General features: G+C 69.4%; 23 protein-coding genes and 4 pseudogenes. 12 read left to right on the forward strand and 15 right to left on the reverse strand.

Annotation, left to right across the window (positions count from 1 at the left end):
- Window positions 1-27 precede the first annotated feature (27 nt).
- A complete protein-coding gene (locus ACH492_RS35285; protein ID WP_398992766.1) occupies window positions 28-510 on the forward strand; it encodes a rhodanese-like domain-containing protein in 483 nt (160 codons plus the stop codon).
- 379 nt (window positions 511-889) lie between these two features.
- On the opposite strand, the gene ACH492_RS35290 is transcribed toward ACH492_RS35285, so the two are convergent.
- Window positions 890-2,572: a DUF885 domain-containing protein gene (locus tag ACH492_RS35290; protein WP_398992768.1), complete on the reverse strand. Its 1,683-nt coding sequence runs from the start codon at window positions 2,570-2,572 to the stop codon at window positions 890-892.
- A 59-nt stretch (window positions 2,573-2,631) separates the two neighbouring features.
- Window positions 2,632-3,123, reverse strand: a complete 492-nt coding sequence (locus tag ACH492_RS35295; RefSeq protein WP_398992770.1) for an Lrp/AsnC family transcriptional regulator — start codon at window positions 3,121-3,123, stop codon at window positions 2,632-2,634.
- 59 nt (window positions 3,124-3,182) lie between these two features.
- On the opposite strand from ACH492_RS35295, the gene ACH492_RS35300 reads away from it, so the two are divergent.
- A complete protein-coding gene (locus ACH492_RS35300; protein WP_398992772.1) occupies window positions 3,183-4,382 on the forward strand; it encodes a trans-sulfuration enzyme family protein in 1,200 nt (399 codons plus the stop codon).
- Here the strand turns inward: ACH492_RS35300 and ACH492_RS35305 are convergent.
- The 3 genes from ACH492_RS35305 to ACH492_RS35315 form a co-directional block, all read right to left on the reverse strand.
- Window positions 4,318-5,730: a GNAT family N-acetyltransferase gene (locus ACH492_RS35305; protein WP_398992774.1), complete on the reverse strand. Its 1,413-nt coding sequence runs from the start codon at window positions 5,728-5,730 to the stop codon at window positions 4,318-4,320. The two genes, ACH492_RS35300 and ACH492_RS35305, sit on opposite strands and share 65 nt — an antisense overlap.
- Before the next feature lie 434 nt (window positions 5,731-6,164).
- Window positions 6,165-7,742: an alkaline phosphatase D family protein gene (locus tag ACH492_RS35310; RefSeq protein WP_398992776.1), complete on the reverse strand. Its 1,578-nt coding sequence runs from the start codon at window positions 7,740-7,742 to the stop codon at window positions 6,165-6,167.
- 132 nt (window positions 7,743-7,874) lie between these two features.
- Window positions 7,875-9,356 carry a PLP-dependent aminotransferase family protein gene (locus ACH492_RS35315; RefSeq protein WP_398992778.1) on the reverse strand — a complete coding sequence of 494 codons (1,482 nt, stop codon included), beginning with the start codon at window positions 9,354-9,356 and terminating at the stop codon, window positions 7,875-7,877.
- A gap of 135 nt (window positions 9,357-9,491) precedes the next feature.
- Between ACH492_RS35315 and ACH492_RS35320 the strand changes: the two are divergent.
- A pseudogene (locus ACH492_RS35320) lies at window positions 9,492-10,331 on the forward strand (DMT family transporter); the annotation flags it as partial.
- A 36-nt stretch (window positions 10,332-10,367) separates the two neighbouring features.
- Here the strand turns inward: ACH492_RS35320 and ACH492_RS35325 are convergent.
- Window positions 10,368-11,198 (reverse strand): alpha/beta fold hydrolase, encoded by an 831-nt coding sequence (locus tag ACH492_RS35325; RefSeq protein WP_398992780.1) that lies wholly within the window; start codon window positions 11,196-11,198, stop codon window positions 10,368-10,370.
- A gap of 168 nt (window positions 11,199-11,366) precedes the next feature.
- Between ACH492_RS35325 and ACH492_RS35330 the strand changes: the two genes are divergently transcribed.
- Window positions 11,367-12,251 (forward strand): RNA polymerase sigma-70 factor, encoded by an 885-nt coding sequence (locus tag ACH492_RS35330; protein WP_398992782.1) that lies wholly within the window; start codon window positions 11,367-11,369, stop codon window positions 12,249-12,251.
- 252 nt (window positions 12,252-12,503) lie between these two features.
- Window positions 12,504-13,268 (forward strand): GntR family transcriptional regulator, encoded by a 765-nt coding sequence (locus tag ACH492_RS35335; RefSeq protein WP_398992784.1) that lies wholly within the window; start codon window positions 12,504-12,506, stop codon window positions 13,266-13,268.
- 42 nt (window positions 13,269-13,310) lie between these two features.
- Here the strand turns inward: ACH492_RS35335 and ACH492_RS35340 are convergent, their stop codons facing one another.
- The 3 genes and pseudogenes from ACH492_RS35340 to ACH492_RS35350 all read right to left on the reverse strand — a co-directional run.
- On the reverse strand, window positions 13,311-14,468 hold the full coding sequence (locus ACH492_RS35340; RefSeq protein ID WP_398992786.1) for an ROK family transcriptional regulator: 1,158 nt from the start codon (window positions 14,466-14,468) through the stop codon (window positions 13,311-13,313).
- An 87-nt stretch (window positions 14,469-14,555) separates the two neighbouring features.
- A complete protein-coding gene (locus ACH492_RS35345; protein WP_398992788.1) occupies window positions 14,556-15,206 on the reverse strand; it encodes a response regulator in 651 nt (216 codons plus the stop codon).
- Window positions 15,207-15,210: 4 nt separating this feature from the next.
- Window positions 15,211-15,651: pseudogene (locus ACH492_RS35350) on the reverse strand (sensor histidine kinase); the annotation flags it as partial.
- Between the two features lie 62 nt (window positions 15,652-15,713).
- Here ACH492_RS35350 and ACH492_RS35355 point away from each other — a divergent pair.
- From ACH492_RS35355 to ACH492_RS35365, 3 genes are read left to right on the forward strand one after another with little or no spacing between them, the layout of a single operon-like run.
- Entirely contained in the window at window positions 15,714-16,010 is a 297-nt protein-coding gene (locus ACH492_RS35355; protein ID WP_398992790.1) for a hypothetical protein, read from the forward strand.
- Window positions 16,011-16,013: 3 nt separating this feature from the next.
- Window positions 16,014-16,754: an ABC transporter permease gene (locus ACH492_RS35360; RefSeq protein WP_398992792.1), complete on the forward strand. Its 741-nt coding sequence runs from the start codon at window positions 16,014-16,016 to the stop codon at window positions 16,752-16,754.
- A complete protein-coding gene (locus ACH492_RS35365) occupies window positions 16,714-17,610 on the forward strand; it encodes a hypothetical protein (protein ID WP_398992794.1) in 897 nt (298 codons plus the stop codon). The genes ACH492_RS35360 and ACH492_RS35365 overlap by 41 nt, the downstream gene beginning before the upstream one ends.
- Window positions 17,611-17,722: 112 nt before the next feature.
- Here ACH492_RS35365 and ACH492_RS35370 read toward each other — a convergent pair.
- Window positions 17,723-18,057: pseudogene (locus tag ACH492_RS35370) on the reverse strand (hypothetical protein); the annotation flags it as partial.
- 32 nt (window positions 18,058-18,089) lie between these two features.
- Complete coding sequence (locus ACH492_RS35375; RefSeq protein ID WP_398992796.1) at window positions 18,090-18,755, reverse strand: TetR/AcrR family transcriptional regulator; 666 nt, start codon at window positions 18,753-18,755, stop codon at window positions 18,090-18,092.
- Between the two features lie 152 nt (window positions 18,756-18,907).
- Between ACH492_RS35375 and ACH492_RS35380 the strand changes: the two genes are divergently transcribed.
- Window positions 18,908-19,357 carry an ester cyclase gene (locus ACH492_RS35380; RefSeq protein WP_398992797.1) on the forward strand — a complete coding sequence of 150 codons (450 nt, stop codon included), beginning with the start codon at window positions 18,908-18,910 and terminating at the stop codon, window positions 19,355-19,357.
- 89 nt (window positions 19,358-19,446) lie between these two features.
- A complete protein-coding gene (locus ACH492_RS35385; protein WP_398992798.1) occupies window positions 19,447-19,941 on the forward strand; it encodes a DUF3237 domain-containing protein in 495 nt (164 codons plus the stop codon).
- Window positions 19,942-20,134: 193 nt separating this feature from the next.
- Here ACH492_RS35385 and ACH492_RS35390 read toward each other — a convergent pair whose 3' ends face one another.
- Window positions 20,135-20,728, reverse strand: coding sequence for a TetR/AcrR family transcriptional regulator (locus ACH492_RS35390; protein ID WP_398992800.1), 594 nt, complete (start codon window positions 20,726-20,728; stop codon window positions 20,135-20,137).
- Window positions 20,725-21,288 carry a hypothetical protein gene (locus ACH492_RS35395; RefSeq protein ID WP_398992801.1) on the reverse strand — a complete coding sequence of 188 codons (564 nt, stop codon included), beginning with the start codon at window positions 21,286-21,288 and terminating at the stop codon, window positions 20,725-20,727. The genes ACH492_RS35390 and ACH492_RS35395 overlap by 4 nt, the downstream gene beginning before the upstream one ends.
- Before the next feature lie 369 nt (window positions 21,289-21,657).
- Here ACH492_RS35395 and ACH492_RS35400 point away from each other — a divergent pair, with 369 nt between their 5' ends.
- On the forward strand, window positions 21,658-22,842 hold the full coding sequence (locus ACH492_RS35400) for a hypothetical protein (RefSeq protein ID WP_398992802.1): 1,185 nt from the start codon (window positions 21,658-21,660) through the stop codon (window positions 22,840-22,842).
- Window positions 22,843-23,586: 744 nt separating this feature from the next.
- Complete coding sequence (locus tag ACH492_RS35405) at window positions 23,587-24,045, forward strand: GNAT family N-acetyltransferase (RefSeq protein WP_398992804.1); 459 nt, start codon at window positions 23,587-23,589, stop codon at window positions 24,043-24,045.
- A gap of 128 nt (window positions 24,046-24,173) precedes the next feature.
- Here the strand turns inward: ACH492_RS35405 and ACH492_RS35410 are convergent, their stop codons facing one another.
- Together ACH492_RS35410 and ACH492_RS35415 are read right to left on the reverse strand one after the other, a co-directional pair.
- The gene (locus tag ACH492_RS35410; protein WP_398992820.1) at window positions 24,174-24,368 is read right to left on the reverse strand and encodes a hypothetical protein; all 195 of its coding nucleotides are present in this window, start codon (window positions 24,366-24,368) and stop codon (window positions 24,174-24,176) included.
- 140 nt (window positions 24,369-24,508) lie between these two features.
- Window positions 24,509-24,886: pseudogene (locus ACH492_RS35415) on the reverse strand (class I SAM-dependent methyltransferase); the annotation flags it as partial.
- Between the last annotated feature and the right edge of the window lie 175 nt (window positions 24,887-25,061).

Here is a 25,061-nt window from a genome sequence, read left to right on the forward strand (position 1 = left end):
CCGATCACCGACCGTAGATTCTGAGTCATGACCACGACGCAGCTCGTCTCGAACCCTGTCCTCCGTGTCCCGCCGGCCTCGCCCGTCGCGGCCGCCGCGTACTTCGGCGCCGCCCTGGCCTTTCACGCCGACGTCTCCGATGTCGCCGCGGCCCTGGCGGCCGACGGCGACCCCGGAATCGTCGTTCTCGACTCCCGTTCCACCGAGTCCTGGGACCAGGGGCACATTCCCGGCGCCGTCCACCTGCCGACCGCGATGATCGCCGAGCAGGCCGAGCAACTGCTGGACAAGTCCGTGCCGGTGGTCACGTACTGCTGGGGCCCCGGCTGCAACGGCGCGACGCGCGCCGCCCTCGCTCTGGCCGAACTCGGCTACCAGGTCAAGGAGATGCTCGGCGGTTTCGAGTACTGGGCCCGTGAGGGCTTCGAGTTCGAGACCTGGGAGGGCGGGCGGCGGCGCGCCGCCGACCCCCTGACCGCGCCCGCCGACGCGGACGACTGCGGCTGCTGAACCGGCGGGCGCGACGGCGGGGGAGGGGTGCCGGGAACGGCGCGCCCGAGTGGCCGGTTTCGCCCAACGAACGCGCCGGCCGCAGGTCGCCCCCGGGTCGCCGCCTGCGGCGCGCCCCCCGCAAGTCGCCGCCCGCAGGTCGCCGCCCGCAGCGCGCCGGCCGCAGGTCGCCCCCCAGGGCGCCGCATTCGGCGCGTCACCCGCAGACCGTCACCCGCAGACCGTCACCCGCAGCGCGCCGGCCGCAGGTCGCCGCCCGCAGCGCGCCGGCCGCCGCCTGCAGACCGTCACCCGCAGCGCGCCGCCTGCAGCGCGCCCCCCAGGGCGCCGGCCCGGGCCCGCTCCGGCCGCCGTCCCGTGCGTCGGAGCGGGTCCGTCGTCAGAGCTTCGACAGCTCGTCGACCAGGTCGTCCAGCCCCAGCGAGCCCTGCGACAGCGCCGCCATGTGCCACGCCTTCGCGTCGAAGGCGTCGCCGTGCGCCTTGCGGGCGTTCTCCCGCCCGAGCAGCCAGGCCCGCTCACCGAGCTTGTAGCCGATTGCCTGCGCCGGCATCGACAGATACCTGGTCAGCTCGCTCTCCACGAAGTCCGCGGGCCGCCCGCTGTGGCTGCCGAAGAACTCCTGCGCCAGCTCCGGAGTCCACCGCTCGCCCGGGTGGAACTCCGAGTCCGCCGGAATCTCCAGCTCCAGATGCATTCCGATGTCCACGATCACCCGACACGCCCGCATCATCTGCGCGTCCAGATAGCCGAGCCTGCGCTCCGGGTCGGGCAGAAAGCCCAGTTCGTCCATCAGCCGCTCCGCGTACAGCGCCCAGCCCTCCGCGTTGGCGCTGACGCCGCCGATCGTCGCCTGATAGCGGGAGAGCTGGTCCGCGACATGCACCCACTGCGCGATCTGAAGGTGGTGGCCGGGCACACCTTCGTGATACCAGGTCGACACCAGGTCGTACACGGGAAAGCGGTTGGCGCCCATGGTCGGCAGCCAGGTGCGGCCCGGCCGGGTGAAGTCCTCCGACGGAGCGGTGTAGTACGGCGCGGCCGCGCCGCCCGGCGGGGCGATCCGGGACTCCACCTTCCTTACCCGCTCCGCGAGTTCGAAGTGCGTGCCGTCCAGCGCCTCGATCGCCTCGTCCATCAGCTTCTGCAGCCAGACCCGCACCTCCTCGACACCCTCGATGTGCTCGCCGTGCACATCGAGATGCGCGAGCGCCTCCCACGGCCCGGCGCCCGGAAGGATCTTGTCGGCCTCGGTCTTCATCTCGGCCAGCAGTCGGTGGTACTCGGACCAGCCGTACGCGTACGCCTCGTCGAGGTCCAGATCGGTGCCGTTGAAAAAGCGCGACCAGCGGGCGTAGCGCTCCCGGCCGACCGTGTCGGGGGCGTCCACGACGGCCGGCGCGTACACATCGCGCATCCAGTCGCGCAGCTCGCCCAGCGCAGTCGTCGCCGTGCGGGCCGCGGCGTCGAGCTCGCTGCGGAGCGTGCTGGGGCCGTCCGCCACAAGGTCCTCGAACCAGCTGCGGTCCGTGCCGAGCCACTCCGTCATCTGGCCGATATTGGTCTGAGTGGCACGGGGGCCGCCCAGGAGCTTGCGCTCGAGCCCCAGCTCCAGCGAGGCCCGGTAACCCTCCAGCGCGTGCGGCACGGCACGGAGCCGCTGCGCGATGGCCGCCCAGTCCTGGTCGGTCTCCATCGGCGTCACGGTGAACACCTCGCGCACCGTATGCACCGGCGAGCGCATATTGCTCACCGTACGCAGCCCCTCATCGGCCTCGTGCACGGCGAGTTCGGCCGTCAGACGCTCTCGCAACAGCCGGCCGCAGCGCCGCTCCGCATCGCTCTCGGCGCCCGGCAGCTTCTCGGCATCGTCGAGCCGGGCGAGCGTCTCGCGGGCGAGTTCGGCGATGCCCTCCTGGCCAGCGGGTGAGTAGTCGGGAAGGAAACCCGAACTCTCCTTGATTCCGAGATATGTGCCGATGGTCGGGTCGAGTTCGATGAGTGCGTCGACGTAGGCGTCGGCGACCTGGCGGGGCAGCACGCTGCTGAGGGTGACTGGCATGCGCATATCCTCATACGAGTGGGGGCTCCGCGTCACCATCATCGATGCCCAGTGGCCTGTCAGGTATGCGTCAGATCTGTCGACGGCGGGAGCAGCGGGCCACAGTCCCACTGCTGGAATATCAACCGCGTCTCGACGCGGGCGACTTCGGGCCGCGAGGTGAATTCGTCCACCACCAGACGCTGCAGATCCGCCGTGTCCGCCACGGCCACATGCACCAGGTAGTCGTCGGGGCCCGTCAGATGGAACAGCGCCCGGGACTCGGGCAGCGCGCGGATCCGCTCCACGAACGGGCCGATCAGTTCGCGCCGGTGCGGACGCACCTGGACCGAGAGCAGCGCCTGCAGTCCCCGCCCCAGCCGGGCAGGGTCCAGGGCGAGGCGGTGCCCGAGAATCACACCCGAGCGACGCAGCCTCGCCACCCGGTCGAGACAGGTGGAGGGAGCCACTCCGACCTCCGCCGCCAGCTCGCGATAGGTGGTCCGGGCGTCGTTCTGCAGCAGGCGGAGTATGTGGAGATCCACCGGGTCGAGAGCGACAGTTTCAGCCATTCGTCGAACGTAACACGGGCCATGGTCCGTACCCTCCGGTAGGTGTTCAGGGTGCGGGCATGGAGAACGAAGCCTTCCCCGCACCCGCACCCCGGGCGCTGGCCACCGAAGCAGTCCACGCCGGACGCGAGGACCTCGCGCAGCTCGGTCTGCACGCCCCGCCGCTGGACATGTCCACCACCTACCCGTCGCACGACGCCGCCGGGGAGGCCAAGCGGATCGACGAGTTCGCCCGCACCGGCGCGCGCCTGGAAGGGCCGCCCGTCTACGCGCGGCTGGACAACCCGACGACGGCCCGCTTCGAGGCGGCGCTGGCCAGGCTCGAGGGGACGGAGAGCGCGGTGGCCTTCGCCAGCGGGATGGCGGCGCTCACCGCCGTACTGCTGGCACGGGCGAGCCTGGGCCTGCGCCATGTGGTCGCCGTGCGGCCGCTGTACGGATGCAGCGACCATCTCCTCAGCGCCGGGCTGCTGGGGACCGAGGTGACCTGGACGGACCCGGCCGGCATCGCGGCGGCGATCCGTCCCGACACCGGTCTGGTGATGGTGGAGACGCCCGCCAATCCGACGCTCGCGGAGGTTGATCTGCGTGCGGTGCGGCACGCCTGCGGCTCCGTGCCGCTGCTCGTGGACAACACCTTCGCCACCCCGGTGCTTCAGCGGCCGGTGGAGCACGGTGCGCGGATCGTGCTGCACAGCGCCACCAAGTATCTGGGCGGGCACGGCGATGTGATGGGCGGCGTGGTGGCCTGCGACGAGGAGTTCGCGCGCGTGCTGCGCCAGGTGCGCTTCGCCACCGGCGGCATTTTGCACCCGATGGCCGGATATCTGCTGCTGCGCGGGCTGTCCACGCTGCCGGTGCGGGTCCGGGCCGCGTCCACCACTGCCGCCGACCTGGCCCGCCGGCTGTCCGCCGACCCGCGCGTCGCCCGCGTCCACTATCCGCAGGTGGGTGGGGCGATGGTCTCTTTCGAGGTGTACGGCGACCCGCACCAAGTGATCGCGGGCGTACGGCTGATCACGCCGGCGGTCAGCCTCGGCAGCGTCGACACACTGATCCAGCACCCGGCCTCCATCAGCCACCGCATCGTGGCTGAGGGAGACCGGCGCTCGGCGGGCGTCAGCGACCGGCTGCTGCGGCTGTCGGTCGGGCTCGAGGACGTCGAGGATCTTTGGCGCGATCTCGCCGAGGCGCTCAGCGCTCAGCCTGCTCGAACCAGGAACGGGGGCGCACGGCGGTCGAGTCCAGTCGGGCGGTGATCACCAGCGTGCCCTCCTCGATCTGGTAGTCGAGCGGCAGGCCGAGGCCGCGCATGGCAGCGACCATGGCGGTGTTCGAGGACTGGGTCACCGCGTACACGCTCTCGCAGCCCGCCTCGACGGCGAGCGCGACCAGTCGGCCGAGCAGCTCCGAGCCGATGCCGCGGCGCTGCCAGGCGTCCTCGACGAGCAGGGCGACCTCGGTCTCGTCGCCGTCCCAGAGGAGATGACCCAGGGCGACGATGCGGCCGGAGGCCGTCTGCACGGTGAGGGTGCGGCCGAAGCGCGGGCTGAGCAGGTGGTTGAGGTAGCGGCCGGCGTCGCCGACCGGGCCGTGGTACCGCATGCTCAGGGTGCGGTCGGAGCAGCGCTCGTGCATGGCCGTGGCCGCCTCGACGTCGCTCTGGTCGGCACGTCGCACGGTGATCTCGTTGCCCTCGGGGAGGGTGAGGACGTCCTCGCTGCGCGGGATGCGCGGGCCGAGGCGGGCATCCAGCTCGACCAGGGCGCGGGCCCGGGCGAACTCCGTGGGTGTGAAGGGGAGATAGGGCCGCTCGATGGTGATCGCGCCGCCGTTCGGGTCGCGCAGCCGCATCACCGTGTCCTCCAGTACGCCCTCCACCGGTGGGGTGTCGCCCAAGGGGCGGCCGGTGAGCGTGACGGCGGGCAGCGAGTGGATGGTGCAGCGGCCGAGCAACTGCCGTAGTGCGAGTGGCAGTTCGGCCGCGTCGAGCGCCGTACGGGTGGCGAGGCCGAGCACCCGGGTCGGGGTGTCGACGAGATCGTGGGCGTCGGCGCGCTCGATCCAGGTGCTGCTGCCGCCCGCCGTCGAGATCTCCCGGGTGAGGTGCTGGGCCTGGAGGGACGCGGGGGCGCGCAGCAGGAACTCGTCCACGGTGCCGTCGGCGAGCGGGTGCGTCTGGAGGGTGAGGATGTCGACGCCGTACCGGGCGAGGGCGATGCACAGCGCGGCCAGGCTCCCGGGCGTGTCCTTCACGGTGGTCCGCATCCGCCACAGCACGGTCTCGTGCACGTCGTCCTGTCCGGCGGGCCCGGTCGCGGCCTGCGTGTACGCCGCGGCGGCCGGTTCCGCGCCGCGGGCGGTGTGGGTGATGACGGCCGGAGGCGCATGGCTGTGGTGTCGTGCCCACCATGTGTGGAAGGTGGCTGTGGCAACGAGGATCACGGCCGAGGTGATGAGCAGGAACGGCCCGTCCGGCCCGTGCCCGATCATGTTCGCCACGGCGTCGGCGACCGCCACCGCCGTGAACAAGGCCGCCAGCTCGATGAGATCCCGCCGCCAGTGGTGCGGGCGGCGGGCTGTCTTCGCAGAAGTCACATCAGTCATGACCCCACTGTGACCGAACGGTGTTGCGTGATCACGAACGCTTTGTGACTGATGGGTTAAGCATGGATCTAGACCACTATCGGCTGTTTTTCGCCGTTCCTGGCGCGGAGTGTTCGGTTCCACGATTCAAGGCGGTCACCAGCCGGGACGCCTTGCCGAACGGCTGGGAAGAGCCCCGCCGTCTGGCGACCTCCGTCAGTCCGGCTGTCCCTTCCGCACCCATGATCCCGCAGCGGCCGGCCCACAGCGCTCGACGCAGTCGGCGGCCACGGCCAGTATCTCCCCGAGTCCGCGGACGGGAGCCTGAGAGGCCGGCAGTCCGGGCAGCGCCCCCGCGAGCACGGACCACGTTGTCTCATACGCACCGGCCGAGGCGGCCGTACGGGCAGACTCGGCCAGCCGGTTGGGGCGGGCGGGATCCGGCGGCGGATCAGCTACTGGCCCACTCGCCCGGGCTGAAGCACCTTGCTGAACAGGACAGTTCCGCCCTCCGCCCGCAGCCGCACCGTCAACTCACCGCTTCCGCCGTCGATGTCGACTTCCCCGAAATACTGCGGGGACTCCATCGGCGAGACATTCGCCCGCTGCGGCGCCCGGACGAAGACGCGGTCCGGACCGAAGGTGGCGTCCAGCGCGTTGGCCGGGAAGCCGCCGGCGGCCAGCGGGCCCGAGACGAACTCCCAGAACGGCGCGAAGTCCTTGAAGGCCGCACGCTCCGGTGCGTAGTGCTGCGCCGAGGTGTAGTGCACATCCGCGGTGAGCCAGAGCGTTCCCGTGATCCGCCGGTGCTTGATGAACCGCAGTAGCTCGGCGATCTGCAGTTCACGACCCAGCGGCGCACCCGGATCGCCCTGCGCCACGGCCTCGAAGTTCGCCGCGCCGTCCGGCACGACAAGGCCGAGCGGCATGTCGGAGGCGATCACCTTCCACACCGCGCGCGAGCGCGACAGCTCACGCTTCAGCCAGGCGAGCTGCTCCGCGCCGAGGATGCCCTGCGTGTCGTCGGCCTGCCGGCCGGGGGAGTTGGCGTTGCGGTACGAGCGCATGTCGAGGACGAAGACGTCGAGCAGCGGACCGTAGCGCACCACCCGGTGGACGCGGCCCTCGCGCCCGCCCGCGGGGAGCGTCGAGATCGGGAAGTACTCACTGAAGGCGCGCATCGAGCGCTCCGCCAGCAGATCCACGTTCTTCTCGGTGTAGCGCGGGTCGTCCAGGATCTGGCCGGGATACCAGTTGTTGCGCACCTCGTGGTCGTCCCACTGCACGACCGTCGGTACCTGGGCGTTGAAGCGCCTGACGTTCTCGTCGAGCAGGTTGTAGCGGAAGTTCCCGCGGAAGTCGGCCAGCGTCTGCGCCACCCTGGACTTCTCCTCGGTGGTGATGTTGCGCCAGATACGGCCGTCCGGCAGCGTCACGGTCGGCTGGATCACACCGTCCGCGTAGACCGTGTCGCCGCTGCACAGGAAGAAGTCCGGGTCGAGACGGCGCATTTCCTCGTACGCCCGGTAGCCGCCGATGTCCGGGTTGATCCCCCACCCCTGGCCCGCGATATCGCCCGACCACAGGAAACGCACGCCCTCGCGGCGCTTCGCGGGAGCCGTGCGGAACGTCCCGTACACCGGCTCACCGGTGCGCCGCGGGTCGTAGGGGTCCGCCAGCGTGACCCGGTAGTGCACCTGCTCGCCCGCGGGCAGACCGCGCAGGGACGTCGTCCCGGTGAAGTCCGTGCCGGACCCTATGAGCGGGCCGTGGTGGCGGTGCGCGCGCCGGAAGGAGTCCGTCGCGGACGTCTCCACGATCATCCGGGCGGGCCGGTCCGAGCGTACCCACACCAAGCCGGACGAGGCCGTTACATCGCCGGTCTGCACACCCCACGCGGCGCGCGGGCGGCCGGACAGCGCAAGCGCGGGCGCCGCGCCGAGTGCGGGCAGTGCCAGCGCCGCCGATGCGGCGACTGTGCCGCGCAGCAGGGAACGGCGGTCGGGGGACGAAATCCGCGGGTTGTGCGACATCGCTGCGCCTCCAGGGCAGGTCGGGCGGGTGTGCCGTGCCATGCCTAGCGCCCGGCCGCGGCCGTCACACGAACCCCAAGTGAATAACTTCTCCCGTGGCGTTCGACCGACGACCGGCGCCCGTCGACCCCGTCAGCGTGCCGTTCCGGCCGCCTGCGCCATCAGCCGTACCCCGCGCGCGATCTCGGACGGCGTCAGATGCGCGTATCCGAGGACCAGCCGCACCCCGGCGTCCTGGATGAGCGCCGCCGCGTAGTGGGCCAGCGGGTGTACAGCCACAGCGGCGCCGGCCGCGCTCTGAAGGAACCGCGGCTCTGGACCGTACCGCTCGGGCAGCCGGGCGATGATGTGCAGACCGGCCGCGATGCCGCTGACCTCGGCGCCCGGGAAGTGCTCCGTCAACGCGCCGACGAGGGCGTCGCGCCGTTCCCGGTAGGCGCGCTGGCAGCGGCGCAGCTGCCGGTCGTAACCGCCGCGGTCGATGAAGTCGGCAAGGAGCGCCTGGTCGAGGGTGGGATTGTCGAGATCGAGGGTGCGTTTGCGCTCCACGACCTCGTCCATGAGGTGTGCCGGTACGAGCAGCCAGCCGAGCCGCAGCCCTGGTGCGAGGGACTTGCTGACCGAGCCGGTGTACGCGACGCGCTCGGGGTCGAGTCCCTGGAGAGCGCCGACGGGCGCCCGGTCGTAGCGGAAGTCGCCGTCGTAGTCGTCCTCGAGGATCAGGCCGTCCACGGCCCGCGCCCAGTCGAGGAGTTCGACGCGCCGCCGCGCCGAGTAGGCGATTCCGGTCGGGAACTGGTGGGCCGGGGTGGTCACCACGGCACGTACGCCGGACCGTTCCAGCGGCCCGGTCGCGAGCCCTTCGTCGTCCAGCGGCAGCTGCGTCATTTCCAGCCCGGCCGCCGCGAACAGCGGCCCGTGCCCGGGGCTCCCCGGGTCCTCGACGCCCAAGGTCCGCAGGCCGTGTTCGTGCAGTACGAACCCGAGCACCGTCATCGCCTGGGCGACGCCCGAACACACCACGACGCATTCCGGATCGGCCACCACACCCCGCCGCCGGGTCAGCAGCGAGGCCACCGCTGTGCGCAGCTCCGGGAGACCGCGCGGATCGGGATAGCCGAGCGCCCGGTGCGGCAGCCGCGCGAGGACGGACTTCTGCGCCGCTGCCCAGGCGGTGCGCGGGAAGAGCGAGAGATCGGGCGTCCCTGGGCGGAAGTCCACCAGCGCGCCGGGAGCGCGCGGCGCGAGGTCGCGCGCCCCGGGCACGGCCGCGCGCGCCGCGTCCCCGACCCAGGTGCCCGCGCCCCTGTCGCTGCGCAGATAGCCCTCCGCCGTCAACTGCTCGTAGGCCTCAGTGACGAGTCCGCGTGAAACGCGCAGGTCGGCGGCGAGTTCGCGGCTCGAAGGCAGCCGCGTTCCCGCAGCCAGCCGTCCCGATCTGACCGCCTCGCGCAGCGCCGACTGCAACGCATGCCCGCGCTGCCGGGCGGGAGCGGTCGCCGCGGGCAGCAGCAGTTCCCAGGCGGCGTTCCAGGAGTCACCCCGGGAAGGCCCGCCGGGCGGCCCGGGCTCGCTGGGCTCGCCGGTCGCGGAAGTGGTCCCCGATGACGTCATGGAAGTGGACCTTAAACCGGACCGCCCCGATCCATAGCGTCGGCATCATGCCGCATTCCGGGGGACAGCCCTCGGACCCCCGGCCGGCAAAAGGGCCGATGGGCTCATGGCCGCACAAGCGTGAGACGGAAGCAGATGCACCTGAACTCCCTGCGTGGCGCGCTCCTCGTCACCTTCGCCTACACCCTCGTCGGCGCCTCCTTCACCGCCAACAGTGTCCTGGGCGACTATCCGTACGCGGGTGGCCAGGCGCTGCGTTACGCCTTCGCCTGTCTGCTCCTCCTGCCCCTGCTCGGCGGCCGGGCGGCGCTGGCTCCGCTGCGTGCCCTCAGCCGGCGGCAGTGGGGGCGCCTCGCCCTGCTCGCCGCCGTCGGCATGGTCGGCTTCAATCTGGCGATCCTGGCCGCTGAACGTACCTCGGAGCCCGCCGTTCCGGGCGTGTTCGTCGGCTGCGCGCCCGTCATCGTCGCCGTGCTCGTACCGCTCCTGGACGGCCGTCGGCCCGCCCGGCCCGTACTGTACGGGGCCCTGCTCGTCGCCGCCGGAGCCTTCACCGTGCAGGGCTGGGGCCGTACCGACCCGGCGGGCATCCTCTGGTCGGTGGGCGCACTGGTCGGCGAGGTGGGCTTCGCCGTACTGGCCACCCCGGTGCTGCGACCGCTCGGACCCAAGCTGCTGACCGCCACCGTCTGCGGCATCGCGGCCGTCGAGTCCACCGCCGCCGGCCTGGTCCTCGACGGCGCGGGCTTCGTGCGGACGCCCGACCAGGGCGAGACCCTGGCGCTGCTGTGGCAGGCGGCTGTCGTCACCGTCGTCGGCTTCGTCACCTGGTACATGGGCGTGCAGCGCATCGGGGCCGAGCGCGCAACGCTCTTCACCGGGCTTATCCCCGTCGCCGCCGCCCTCACCGCGCCCCTGGTTGGCACAGGGACGTTCGGTCCGGCCCAGGCGGCGGGCGGTGTGCTGGTCGGAGCGGGCGCGGTCCTCGGCTCGGGGGTGTTCGAAAGGCGGTCAGCGGCTGCCGTCCAGGATGACGCGAGAGACAAGCGCGGGGTCGTCGTTCATGGGCACATGACCGCAGCCGGGCAGCCGCACCAGCCGGGCCCCGGGGATGACGTGCTTGGCCCTGATGCCCTGGCGGCGCAGCAGCAGCCGGTCCCGCGTCCCCCAGCCGATGGTGACCGGCACATCGGGGACGTCGTTGCGGAACAGGACGGATCGCCCGGCGGCAAGGGTCTCGTGGAAACCGGTGGCCCGGCGCAGCGCGAGGGTCTCGGCGACAGCCGCCTCGGGTGAACGTCGTCCGGGCCGGGCGTAGATACTGCTGGTCAGCGCCGCCCGGCCGGCCGCCGTGCGGGACAGGCTCTCGATCAGTGGCAGCGGCATCGACTGCGCCCCGAACCGCATCGCGCGCAGTGTCCCGAAGGCGTAGAGCCGCTCGCGCTCCGTCCAGAAACCGGCGGGCGAGAGCGCCGTCACCGACCGTACGAGCTTCTCCCGGCCCAGCTCCAGGGCGAGCAGCCCGCCGAGGGAGTTCCCCGCCACATGGGGGCGCTCGATCTCCAGCGCCTCGCAGAGCGAGCCGAGGAGTGAACCCACGGTGGTGAGGTCGTACGACACGCCGTCGGGCAGCGCCGGAGAGGTGCCGAAGCCGGGCAGGTCGACGGCGATGACATCACGCTCGGCGGCCAGGATCCCCAGGACCGGCTCCCAGGCCTGCCAGTGGTGCCCGATGCCGTGGAGCAGCAGCAGCGGCTCACCCTCGCCGGCGCGCTCGTAGGTGACGGACAGCGTGTGGCTGCCCATGGGGGACTCGACGGAGAACGAGATCTTCGCGGCCATGCTTGCTGCTCCCTGGTGTCGCCCACGGTGGTGCGCGCATCGGCGCCCACGTGAAGGCGTTTTAGACGGCTCGTCAGTAACAATTACCGCTCAGTAGCTTCCAGTTCAAGGGGGCATGCGGGTTGAGGCTGCCTGGACATACGGTGCGCGGTCGGTTGGGATGAATGCGTGGCAACAGACACCGTGACTGACGTCTTCGAAGAGCACCGGCCCGTGCTGACCGGGGTGGCCTACCGCATGCTCGGCCGGGTGGCCGACGCCGAGGACGTGGTGCAGGACGCCTGGCTGCGCTGGTCGGCCGACGACCGCAGCGACGTCCGGGAACCACGCGGCTTTCTCGTGCGGATCACCACCCGCCTCGCCATCGACCGGCTGCGGCACGTCCAGTCGCGGCGCGAAGCGTACGTCGGCCCCTGGCTGCCCGAGCCGATCGCCACGGACTTCGGGCCCACCCTCCCCGACACGGCCGAGCGCGCCGTCCTCGCCGAATCCGTCTCTCTCGCGGTCCTCGTGGTACTGGAGTCGCTGTCGCCCCTGGAGCGTGCCGTGTTCGTGCTGCGCGAGGCCTTCGGATTCCCCTACGGAGAAATCGCCACCACGCTCGACCGGTCCGAGGCGGCCGTGCGCCAGCTCGCGGGCCGGGCGCGCCGTCATGTGGAGGAGCGCAAGCCCCGCTACGACGTCGACCCGGGCGAATGCCGCGACCTCACCGAGCGCTTCCTGGCCGCCGCGTCGGGCGGCGACCTGGATGCGCTGCTGACCCTGCTGGCGCCCGATGTGCGCCTGGTCGGCGACAGCGGCGGCAAGGCCAAGGCTCCGCTGCGGGTCATCGAGAGCGCGGACAAGGTCGGCCGCTTCCTGTTCGCCGTGGCCAAGGAGCCGGTCCAGGAGCTGGACGTCCGCTTCGTGGAGCTCAATGGCGCGCCCGCGCTTCTCGTGCTCTCCGCCGGAAAGCCGGACAGCGTCATGCAGTTGGAGGTTCTGGACGGACGCATCCAATGCGTCTACATCATTCGCAACCCCGACAAGCTCGCCTCCCTGGCTGCTGCCTAGCCACTCCCGTCGCCGCACGTCGGACCCCGTGTCCCAAAGAGGCGCGGGGTCTTGTGCCGGCTGCGTTTCACGGGGGCACGAACGTCCTGTGAACGCTCTGCGAAGCCGGTTGGTTTCAAGGCGTAACCGGCGGAGGATTGGTCTTGACCAAGGGGGAGTGCCGTCCTATGGTCGGCAGAGTTAGTGCAGGAACCTTTAATAAACAAGGGCGCGGAATAGCCGCCGCTGACACGGCGATTGCGGAGGATCAGGGTGGGGACCACGCAGCTGGAATCGGTGCCGGAACCTAAGTACTGGCACCTCAAGACCGTGCTCGGCGAAGCGCTCGACTCGGATTTCGCGGTGGGGGAGATCCTGCCCAACGAGCGAGATCTCGCCGCTCGCTTCGGAGTCGCCCGCGCCACGCTCCGACAGGCGCTCGAACAGCTTGAGCTGGAAGGCCGGTTGCAGCGGCGTCGCGGCGTCGGCACGACCGTCGCCCCGCCGCGTATGGGCGTGGACGTCTCCACCACCGAGCACACCTGGCCGGGCGCCGGAGAGGAAGCCTGGCAGTCCGTCGACTGCACAACGGTGGTGCCGCCACTGGCGGTGGCCCGGCTGCTCGACACCGACACGGGCGAAGAGACCCACACCGTACGAAGGCTACGCGTGACGCACGGCCAGTCGGTCGCCGCCGAGCTGCTGTACGTCCCGGCCTCGTCCGTGCCCGAGCTCTCCGCCATCGACGCGCCGTCCGGGCCCGCCCGCGCCCGCGCCGTACTGCGTGAGCTCCAGCGCCTCGACCTCGAGGGCCAGGACCGGGCGGTGGAGCTGGGCTCTGCCCGTGTGGACGACGCCAAGGAGCTCGACCGGCTGCCGGGCGCGCCCGTGCTGGTCGTCACCACTCGGTACTTCTCCAAGGGCGGGACCGCGGCCGTGTCGGTGGCCACCTACCGGGCCGACACCTGCAGGCTCACCTTCGGTGACTCGGGTGACCTGGAGATCAGCCACCCCGACGAGGAGCGCCGCGCTTCCTGAATCCGGCTCTGTCCAGTACGGCCCGTCGCACCGAGCTCGCGCTCAGCGGCGGGCCGTCACCGTTGTCTCGACGGCGAAGAGCTGTTCATCGACATGGTCGAGCGCGAGGCGCAGCGCACCGGTCGCCACGGCTGCCTCGCCGAGCAGCGACAGGGTCACCCGCGGCGGCCGCAGACAGTACCGCGACAGCTCGTCGCGCAGCGGATCGAGTACGCCGTCGAGCCCCGCGGCCCAGCCGCCGACCACCACCAGCTCGGGGTCGAGCGCCAGCACCAGTGCCGCCACATCGTGCACCAGGCGCTGGATGAACCGCTCGACCGCCTCCTGCGCCCGGGGATCGCCCTGCCTGGCGAGGGCGAAGACATTGGCCACCGCCTGCTCGTCCAGCGGGTGCAGCGGCTCGTCCGTCGTCGACAGCAGCTTCTCCGGGGTCACCTCGCGGCCCAGCAGATGCAGCGCTCCGATCTCGCCCGCCGCTCCGCCGTAGCCGCGGTGCAGCCGCCCACCGATCAGTGAGCCCGCACCCGGGCTGAGCCCGGCCAGTACGAACACGATGTCGTCGGACTCGGTCGCGGCGCCCTTCCAGTGCTCGGCGACCGCGGCCGCATTCGCGTCGTTCTCCACCAGCACCGGGCAGCGAAACGACCTGCGCAGCCTCTCGCCCAGCGCGAGCCCGGTCCAGCCGGGCAGCGCGGTCCCGAGCCGTACGGTTCCGTCGGCCTCCACGATCCCCGGGGAACCGACCCCGACGGCGCGCAGACTGCTGCGCGCGACCCCGGCCCGCCGAAGCACATCGGCGACGAGCACGCGCACCCGCTCCAGCCGTTCGTCCGCACAGGCCGTCTCCGACACATCCCGGGACCCCGCGCCGATGATGCGCCCGTCCAGGCCCGACAGCAGCGCCGCGATACGGTGCGCGCCGATCTCGACACCCAGCAGATGACCGGCCTCGGCCCGGAACCTGAACCGCCGGGCCGGGCGTCCCTGACGGCGCGTACCGCCCTCCTCGGGCACGGTCTCGACGACCAGGCCGGCCTCGATGAGCCCCTCGGTCACGCCCTCGACGGTCGGCCGGGAGAGTCCGGTGATCCGGGTCAGGTCTGTGAGCGTGGGGGAGTCAGCGCCCCGCAGTGCATGGAGTACCACCGCGGAGTTGATCCGCCGCAGCAGCGACGGGTCTCCGCCGGTCAGCCGCCCCACCGTGTGTCCTCCCAGCTCGAGCGCGTGTTTGCCGGATCGTACTCGCTGGCCGCGACGGCGGCGAGCGTCTGCGGGACGGAGCCGGAGTCAGGCAGGGGCCACGAATCCGGACTCGTACGCGGCGATGACGGCCTGGGTGCGGTCGCGGGCGCCCAACTTGGCCAGAACCGCGCTGACATGGGACTTCACCGTCTCCGCGCCGACGATCAGCTCGGCGGCGATCTCCGCGTTGGACAACCCCCGGGCCATCAGCCGCAGCACCGCCGCCTCGCGTTCGGTGAGCGCGGCCCGCTCCATCGCAGCGCGGGCGGTGCGATTCCCGTACTCGGCGGCCAGGGAGCGGACCGCCGCCGGGAACAGCAGCGACTCACCCTCGGCGACCAGCCGCACCGCGTGGACGATCTCGGCCGGCCGGGCGCGCTTGAGCAGAAAGCCGTCCGCCCCTGCGCGCAGCGCCTCGTACACGTACTCATCGTTCTCGAAGGTCGTCACGACCAGGATCTTCGGCGGCTCAGGGATCGTGCGGAGCACGATCCGGGTGGCTTCGATGCCGTCGAGCAGCGGCATCCGCACGTCCATCGCGACCACGTCGGGCCGCAGTTGCCGGACGAGGGGGACCACGGCCGCGCCGTCGGCCGCCTCGCCCACCACCTGGATGTCGGGCTGCGCCTCCAGCACGGCGCGCAGACCCGCACGGACCAGGGGTTCGTCGTCAACGAGCAGAACGGTAACCGGCATCCGGTCAGCGTAGGCCGTCCAGCGGCAGTCTCACGCGCACCCTCCATTCTCCCTCGTACGGCCCGGTCCGGGTCTCTCCCCCGAGCAGCGCCGCCCGCTCCCGTATGCCGCGCAGGCCGCTGCCGCCCTGACCCCTCGGTGCCGTGCCGCCGGTGAGCGGATTGGTCACGTCCATCTCCAGGCGCTGCCCGATGACGGCGATCCGCACGTGCACCGGGACGGGACCGGAGTGGCGCAGCACATTGGTGAGTGCTTCCTGGAGGATGCGGTACCCCTCCCGGGAGACGGGCCCGGGCACCAGCTCCAGCGGGCCCGTCATCTCGGCATCGACCTTCGCCCCTGAGGCCCGTGCCGACTCCAGCAGCCGGTCCGACTCTTCGAGAGACGGCCGCTGGCTCACCGGCTGTCCGGTCTCGCGGAGGACGAGCAGAACGCGCTCCAGAGACCGCGACCTTCGCCGACCACCTCGTCGTCCTCGGCCGGGGCCGACTGCTGGCCGACACCCCGATGCAGGACTTCATCGACTTACGCATCCAGCCGAGCGTCCGGCTGCGGACCACGGCAGGGAGCCGGTTGCGCACTGTCCTGCTCGGCAAGGGCTTCGCACCCGTCCACAGCGAGGACGGGCTCTGGACGGTCGAAGGCGCGCGGGTGGAGGAGATCGGGCGGATCGCCGCCCACGAGGGCATTCCGATCCTCGAACTGACCAATGAGGCAGCCACGCTGGAGCAGGCCTATCTCAACCTGACCGCAGACCAGGCGGAGTACACGTCCGTATCTACGACCGTGACCCAGGAGGCATGAACCGTGTCGTTCCCCGCAGTTGTCCACGCCGAGTGGATCAAGATTCGCTCGCTGCGCTCCCTTGCCGGTTCGCTGATGTCCGTCTTCCTGGCGACTGCCGGCTTCTCCATCCTCGTCTGCGCCGCGCTCGGCCGTCCGGAGCCTGGCGTTACCGACTTCGATCCGGTGCTGTTCTCCTACTACGGCCTGAACTTCGGCCAGATGGCGGCCCTCACCTTCGGTGCCATAGCCATGGCGGCCGAGTACAAGAACGCCGGGATCCGGGTCTCCCTTTCGGCCGTTCCGAACAGGGGACTGTTCTACGCGGCCAAGCTGGCAGTAGTGGGCGGGCTGGCTTTCGTCGTCGGCCTGGTCACGAGTCTGACCTGCTTCCTGTCCGGGCAGGCACTCATCGACAAGGGATTCGGCATAGGCATCGGCGACCCGGGAGCGCTGCGCGCGGTCGTCGGGTGCGCCCTCTACTTCGCGCTGATCAGCCTGCTGTCGGCCGGGCTCGCAGCCCTGCTGCGAAGTGTGACCGGTGCGCTGAGCCTGCTCGTTCCGCTGTTCCTGATACTGCCTTTCGTGATCGGGGACGTATCGCGCGACAGCAGCGCCGCCGAGTTCCTCCCGGACCGGGCGGGGCAGCAGATCCTGCTGCAGGATCCGGCTGGGACGCTGGGACCCTGGAGCGGCATGGCGGTCCTTGCGGTCTGGAGCGCACTTGCGACGGGCTGGTGGGCCCTGCGGCAGCGGGACGCCTGACAGGCAGCCAAATGTCAGTGCCGGCAGGTTTACTGAGTGCAAGACCACCGCACGGCATCTCGAAATCATCGACCTGCTGAGCACCCGTGCCTTCCCCGCGGAGCGCGGCCCGTCGGACGTCGGCTCGCAAGGCCCGGGATTTCACATTTCGGAGCTGAACGGGCACTTCGGCGACGGCGCGGATCCGGGCGCGGACGGAGAGGCGGAGGCGGAACAGCGTCTGGCCGAGCAGGAGGGCCTGTTGCGGGGGCTCACACAACGCTGGGGCGAGCCGGACCTGGTTCAGCCGGCCAGTACGCGGCTGCGCGTAGAGAGGGACGAAGAAGTGCCGGACCCGTGGCGGCGGCTCAGCGAGCAGAGAGCGACCGCCCCTCTCCCCGCCTCCGCACCTGCGCCTGTCTGGGCTCGCCGCGCCGCCCACGCCATCGCTCTGTGCGCCGTCCCGTCCGGCCTGTGGCGCATCGCCATGGCATCCGGTGTCTATGTGGGCTACAGCGACCAGGTGCTGCGCGACGTCTTCGACATCCCAGGCTGGGGGATCGCATACGTCGTCGGCCTCTCCGTCCGCGCCGAGCTGGCCGCTCTGTTTCCGCTGCTGCTCGTCAGCGACCGGTGGCAGCCGCTGCACCCCAGGGTCCTCGCCCCGCTGGCCTGGACCGCCTCGGGCGTCCTGGTCCTGGTGGCACTGTGGCAACTCGTGGTCGCTTTCACCGTCGAGAGCCAGACGTACATGTCGAGCGGTACGGCACAGACCCTCTGGGGCTTCGCTTTCGCCCCGCTGTTCGCCATCCCGGCCCTGATGACCGCGGTGACCTGGTCGTACGCAACGCGGCACCGGGCACGGGGACAGGCATAACCCATACCACGTCCTTGACATCGGCTACCCCTGTCCCACCGCTTCCCGGCCCGACAAGCGTGGCCGATGGCTGAGCTGCCCAGTGATCGTTTCCGGTCACCGGGTTGAGCGGTCAGGCTGCTGTGGTGAGGGGGCGTCCGCCGCAGCGGATGCCCTTCTCGCTGGATGCGGGCGCGTTCCTTGCGCTGGGCGGCGAGCACGTCAGGATGGCGGGCGTTGGCGTTGCGCCAGCGCAGGTAGCGGTGCAGGGCCTGGGTCTGCGCGGGATGGCTGCGATGGTGGGAGTTCGCCAGGGTCAATTGCCGCCGCGGGCCGAAGTGCGCCTCGCTGTTCGGCCCAGCAGGAGCCTGCGGTGGGCCGGATCCCGAGGGGCCCGAATTCGTCGAAGGCGAAGTCCCGGTCCGGGAATCGTTCCTGTACCTGCTCGATGCGGTCGAGCTTGGCGTCGCCCGCGCGGGCAGGGCGCCGCGGCCTGCGGGTCAGCGGCGAGGCGTGAGGAACCCGTCGACCACGCGGCGGACCTTGTTGACGGCGTCATGGTCGCCGAGGCGCACTGCGGTGTTCGCGGCGGCGAGCACCGCGTCGATCTGGAAGGCCACGAGGTCGACATCCAGGTCGGCGATCTCCCCGGTTTCGACGGCGTGCCGCAGCTCGCCGGCGATGAGGGCGAGCCAGTTCTGATGGTGGTGGAAGAGCGCGTCACGGACCTTGCCTGGTCGGCTGTCGAAGTCGGGCAGGTTCGCCGCCCAGAAGCAGCCGCCGGCGAACAGCGGTGTCTCGACATACGAGATCCAGCGTTCTGTCAGCGCGCGCAGTCGGGCAGCACCCTCAGGCACGGTCTGCACGGGATGGATGACCGCGTCGGTGAACTGCTGACGCGCCGACTCGACGGCGGCGAGCTGCAAGTTCTCTTTCGTCCGGAAGAGAGTCTGGATGCCGCTTTTACTCAGCCCGAGGTCGGTGGCCAGCCGACCGATGCTGAGCCCGTTGAGCCCCTCCAGCGACGCGACGTCGACGGCATGGCGGGCGATGGTCCGCCTGGTCCGTGCACCGCGCACGAGGCGCTGGTCGGATACCGCCGCATCAGCTCGTGCGGGCGAGGGGACACCCGCATCCGAACCCGATTGCTCCGCATGCTCGCTCATTTGGTTCCATCCTGCCACACCCTTGCATTCAACGTACGACCGGTCGTATGTTGAGTTTGCGCGGACGCTCGGGGATTTCCCCACCGGGGAGCTCGGGTCTCCAGGGCGTGAGGAATGCTCGATTGGAGGGGACGTGCATGAAGGGCCATCGCATGTTCGAGCTGGCGCAAGCGCTGGCTGTTGCCAAGAGCCGGCAGGACGTGCCTGCGGCCATGAGGCTTTTCCACCACGACATGGTCCTTGAGACCCCGGCCTTCGGGACGACGGCTCGAGGCCTGGCCGAGAACGAGAAGGCGCTGAGGCGGTTCTTCACGTCGTTTCCGGACTACAACGTCGTCCTGCAAGGTCACGCCAGCAACGGCGACCATTTGATCTGCTGGGGGACGGTGCAGATGACCATGACCGGCGATCGGTTCGGCGTGGTCCCGAACGGCGTGCGCGCCGAGCTCCCGGTGTTCATCCAATTCGCCTTCAGGGGCGACCTGATCGCCGACGAGCGGTTCTTCTTCGACCTGTCGGCGCTCTGCGCTCAATCGGGCGTCTCGACGGACGCGGTCCGGCGGAAGTTGTTCGGAGGCGCCGCGGGTCTGCGAAACCAGTAGGCAGGCGTGCAGGGAATGCGGCGCCCTGCCGACGTCCCTCCCCCCTGCAGTCAAACGTCCCTCCCCCCAACAGTCAAAGGTGATGACATATGGCTTCAGACTCACGGGTGAAGGTCGTAGGCGAGATCAAGACGGCGCATCTCTTCGACATGATCGTTGATTTGAATCCGCGGCTGAGCTTCGGCAGTGGCCCGTTCGGTCGGCGGACTCTTTTCGGCGCTGCCGGCGGATCGTTCGAAGGCCCGAAGCTGCGCGGCGAAGTGCTGCCGGGCGGTGGCGACTGGGCGCTGTTTCGTCCCGACGGAGCGATGGCACTGGATGTCCGACTGACACTGCGCACGCACGACGCGGCCCTGGTGCACATGACCTATGGCGGTCGCTGGATCACCCCACCCGACGTGCGATCCGATATGGCCGATCCGGTCAAGAGATATCAGGTCGACCCTGCTCACTACTACTTTCGGACGACCCCGCTCTTCGAAACAGGGGCGGAGCAATACGCGTGGCTGAACGACATCGTCTGCGTAGGGTCGGGGTACCTGGTCGAAGACGGGATCGCCTACAAAATCTCTCAGGTTGTTTGAGGGAACGTCGGAACGTCGCTGCTGTGGATGACGGTGCGTCGCGGTCTGGCTCTCGGCTCCCTGGGACTGATCAGCATCGGTGCTCGGCTGGTGTTTCCCGGCACGACGAAGGACACATCGGGTCGTCTTCCAGATAGGTCGGTGGACCGGCTGCCGGTACTACTGCCGCCCAGCTGTCCCCTTCAGCGCCCGGCTACCGGGCCAGGGTGAGCAGGACCCTCTCCAGCATCTGTCGCAGGGCCGCCCGGTCCGTGGTGTCCGGTCCGGGTCGCGTCACCCCGTCGTACGTGAGTCCCTCGGCGAAGGCGACCACGATCCGCCCGCCCTCTTTCGGATCCGGGCTGCCGAGCGCCGTTGCCAGCAGCTGCGCCTGGCCGACGAAGCTCTCCCGGGCGCGGAGCAGTTCGGTGCCCAACTCCCCTTCTGGGTGGCGCGCCGTCAGGAGGATGATCTCCAGGCGGGCGCGGGTGCGGTCGCGTTGGGGGCCGAGCCAGTGGGCCAGTACGCCCGCGAAGCGGTCGGCCACCTGGCGTACCGGCGGCGCCTCGGCCAGCTCTTCGGAGACGGTCGCCGCTTCGATGTCCGCCACTTCCTGTTCGGCGATGAACGCGACCACGCCGGCGAGTAGTGCCTGCCGGGTACGGAGGTAATAGCTGGTCGATCCGGCCGGAACCTTCGCCTGCCCGTCGACCGCCCGGTGGGTGAGCCCTCGCAGGCCCTCATCGGCGATGACCGCCACTGCCGCGGTGAGCAGCGCCTGTACGCGGGGGCTTCTGGCACTGCTCATGCGACGGCCCGCTTCCTGAGCCTGCTGAGCATCGTCCGGCGGACGAGGCCGCTGAACGGCTCGATGAGCCGCCAGTACCGCCCCATGGCACGACGAGCCGCCTCGTCCAGGCACAGGACCCGGGTCTCGGTGACGACCCGCGTACCGCCGGTGGCGGCGTCCGCGGTGAATCTCATGCTGAAGGTCGCCTTCGCGTAGCCCGGTTCGTCGAATGCCAGGAACTCACGCGGGCCTGTGACGTCCGGCCGTCCGTCGGCTGCTCCCATGGTCCACCACTGCCCCACGATCCCCCGGACCATCTCTCGCGGTGGGTCTTCGGCCAGCAGCAGAAAGCTGTTCCTCAGTTCCTTCTCCGGTACCTCGCCGCCCCCGCTCTTCAGCCGGCCGAGCTGCCGCCGCACGGTGAACAGCGTCCGGACAATCGGCCCCCACCCCTCGCCGCCGGCCTGCTCCATCTCCTGCCACGCTGCCCACACCGCCTCCACCGGAGCCGGGATGACCGTCTGGTGCCGGGAGCCGAAGTCCGGGCGGGGAACGAAGGTGCCTGCAAGCCCACTCATACCCGGGACTCTACATTTGTAGAGTGCATGGGGTCAGGCGTTCGGCATGATCAGCGCGGATCCGCCTGGATCGGGGAATGACGAAATGGGCCGTCCAGCGTGACGAAAGTGACTCCCGGTTCGTCTCCCCGGCCTGGAACTGAGCCCGGCGTCCAGCCGCACCCGCTCCCGGGCTGCCCTCTCGGCGCCGGTCAACCCACCGCCCTGCGCGTACCTCACGCTGACAGCAGTACAGCGCACACGGCTTCCGGCTCAGCCCAACTCCCCGACATTACCCATTCAAGTTCAGTACTTGGAAGAAAGGCGTGCGCTCATGAGAGCGAGTAGGCTCATACATGAGGCCAGAGGACTGAGCAACCTGGAGTTTGCATGGCAGCGATTAACGGCATCTACCTCCCCGGCTGGGAATACAATCGCATGCTTGCGAATGATCCGTTTGAGCCTCGAAACAGTGCTCTGCCTGGTGCCATTTTCTGGAACGGCGCCGCTCCGTTGTGGATGTTTGAGATGGTTTACTGCACCAAAGAATCTCTCGAGAACGAAAGATTTGCCGCACAGGAGCTCGGTTGGGCAACGAGTAGAATTTTTGGGCAACTTGCAGCAGGCATTAGCGGCGGCGGGCCGATCCTGGAGCCCGTGGACTGGAAGACCGTTGGCAACGGTCCTCGCGATCTCCTCAATCAAATCCATGGAGACTTTCGCAGGGACAACCCGGACCGTCAGATACGGCATTGGATTGACGAGGCAAATGACCCCGAGCTTGAGCGAATTAACTGTGCCATCTTGCAGCCGATAGCAACCTCGAAGCAGAGCATTGTTGCTGGATCCATGAGCGGATTGCGCCACTGGCTGTCACCAGCAACGACCAGCCCTGACCCAGATGTTGCAGGGCGCCAGGAGCAAGTGCGGAAACTTCTCTCATTGATCAGCAATCCAATCTCCAGTGCACAGTCTCGCAATGGGATTCAACTCGTGAGACATCCGCGAGAGTGGGACCCGGCGGCTCTCCTCAGGCAGGATGAGGTCAAGGGGAGAGTTGAAACACCATTCATTCGCGACTTGCAGGCGGGAGAAGGGGCCTTCGCTGGAGAAAGAGGATACGAGCCATATATCCTCAACGTTGCGACGGAGCGAGCTGCTTACCGAAATATCGATGCCCCGCTTCTCGCGGATTGGGAACAGAACCTTCCTAGCCTTCTGCGGCTCCGAGACGTGGCAAGCAGGCACCTCTGGCCGAAACTTCACGGTGACTGGCTGCCAGCGCTTCTCAGAGAGGACCCCGAGGCCGTCAAGGATTTTCCACGATATATCAAGAGCGCTCTAGTCTCGCGTCATTTCGCAAGTCTGCTAAACCTCAACACTAAGCAAGTGTTCGGAGTGATTGCCGCCGCACTGGCGGCAGCGGCAATCAGTGAGCCTTCGGTTCGAGACGTTGCCGCTTATTTCAGTACTGGATCAGGAGCTGTCGCGCTTTTCAGTGAACGAGGAATCGCTCCTAATGTCGGACCCCTTGCAGTATTTTACCAAGAGGCGTTTCGCACTCTTCGGGGGTAAGCCCGCGGGGATCAGGAGAGAGGGACGGGTACCGAGCAGCCGGGGGCAATGTCCACGCGGGCGCCCTCCAGACGTTCGATGACGAGATGGCTGTCGAAGTGGCCAGGTCCAGGCCGCCCAGATGTGTGGTCTCCATCACGTCGGCGCTTCCGCAATGCAACACGGTCCACTGCCGTGGTTGCGAACGCAGTTACGGACTTTTGCCCTGCTCAATGTCCACACCAGTCCACCGGCACACGGCCTCTGCGGGGACAAGGCACATTTGCGAATCCGAGCTCTACCTCGGCGGTCTTGATCTGCTCTCGATGCAGGAGGTCCTCGGACACTCCTGGATCCGCCACGACGATGCGGTACATCAACCCTCGGGAATTGCATCAGGCAGGCGAGAAGCCGCAGGTCGCGGCTCGCCGCAGCCATGCCGTCCTCGCCCGCACAGCCTCTCCCTGGCTCTTCCCTGGCGGCCAGTCAGGCCGCCCAATCAGCGCCTGGGCCATGGAAGAACGTCTCCGCAAAAGTCTCGGCATCCGCCTCGCAGGAAACTCGGTCAACAGCCCTGTTTCAACTGGCCACCGAGCTGCCCGCCGCGATCCTCGCCCGCACCCTCGGCATCCACATCACCGTCGCCGTCAAATGGCAGCGGGCCGCTGCCGGAGACTGGGGCGCCTACGCGGCCGAGATCAGCCGCCGAAACTCGAAAGCCTGACCCATGCACCGATGTCAGACCTCGCGGACATGATCCTTCTCATGCCGCACGGAAGCACGCTTGACCTCGCCCAGATAGCCGATCCGCTCCGGGCCACCCCGGAACTCCGACGACAGCTGATCGACTGCTGGATCGCGGTCACCAACTCAGGCGGTGCCGCCGGGTTCCCGTTCCCGCCGGTCCGGGACGACGAGGTCGCGCCCGTCGCTGACCAGCTCGTCGGCCGTCTCCACCCGCAACAGAGCCGTCTCATCACCGCCAGGTTCGACGGTGTTCTCGCCGGATGGGTCATCCTCAGCCGCGATCCCTACCGGCTCGTGGGGCACTGGGGAACGGTCAACCACCTGCAGACCCACCCCGCCTTCCGCGGCCGCGGCGTCGGCTCCGCACTCGTCCGCGATCTGCAGAGGATCGCCCGCGATGAACTGGAGCTCGAACAGCTGCATCTCGCGGCCCGGGGAGGCGAGGGACTGGAGGACTTCTACGGGCGGCTCGGATGACGTGAGATCGGTCGCTGGCCCGGAGCCCTCCGCCTCGCGCCAGACGACACCCGCGACGAGGTCCTGATGATCCTCGCCCCGCTCTGATCACAGAGGCATTCGGAGAGTTCCAATACCCGACTCCACCATTAGCGGTCTTCGACGAGGACGTCGTCCGCCACTACCAGGAGCATCTGCACCGACGGCGTCAGGTTCGGCCCGAGGGCGACTACCGCGGCACGACGGACCAGGAATGGGAAGGGTTCGAGGAGCACTTCGACCGCCGAAAGGTCGAACTCGGCTCCTGCGGACGCGCCTACGGCACCCCCTGCCAGCACGAACATGCCCCGTTGACTGAACGAAGCACGGAGATTCTGCACTTCAGGGGGTGGATGGGGTCTTCGGTCGCTACGGTCTCCGGTCGTGATGAACAACGTTCCCGGACGGGACCTGGCGGCGCTGGTGGTGCTTCTGTGGGGCCGGCTGGTGGAGACCGACGATCGGTACGAGCCCAGAGTGCGCCGCCCAGCACGCCGTCAGCGATGTTCAACGCGGCCATCGAGCCCACGTCGAACCGCAGGCCCGGATAGGCGTGTCGGGCCAACTTGATCACCGCAGGGGAGACATCAACACCAAACGCCGCCAGCCCCAGCTCGTCCAGATAAGCGGTGATATGGCCAGGCCCACACCCCAGGTCCGCGACCTGACCGTCCCCACTCGCACTTACGACCTCGGCGAAGGCACCCAAGATCGCGCGGTCCAGGGGACGGTCACGCAGCGTGTCGCGGAACAGCTGCGCATAGGTGGGGGCAGCAGCGTCGTAAGCCTCGCGGGTCGCAGTGAGGGCATCGTGTTCGACCATGCTCGCGACAGTAGTTCTTGGCCCCGAGGCGAGCCGAGAGAATCACGATCTTCCCTCCCGCCCGTTCGCCCGGGCTATCGCTAGTGTCCTGCGTCAGTAGTTGATCGTTAGTTGTTGTGTGACTTCTGCTGCTGGTGCGTCAGTTCCTCGTCGGGGCCCGAAGTTGGAGCCGCTG

This window comes from Streptomyces sp. NPDC019443 (genome assembly GCF_044389785.1).
Classification (GTDB): domain Bacteria; phylum Actinomycetota; class Actinomycetes; order Streptomycetales; family Streptomycetaceae; genus Streptomyces.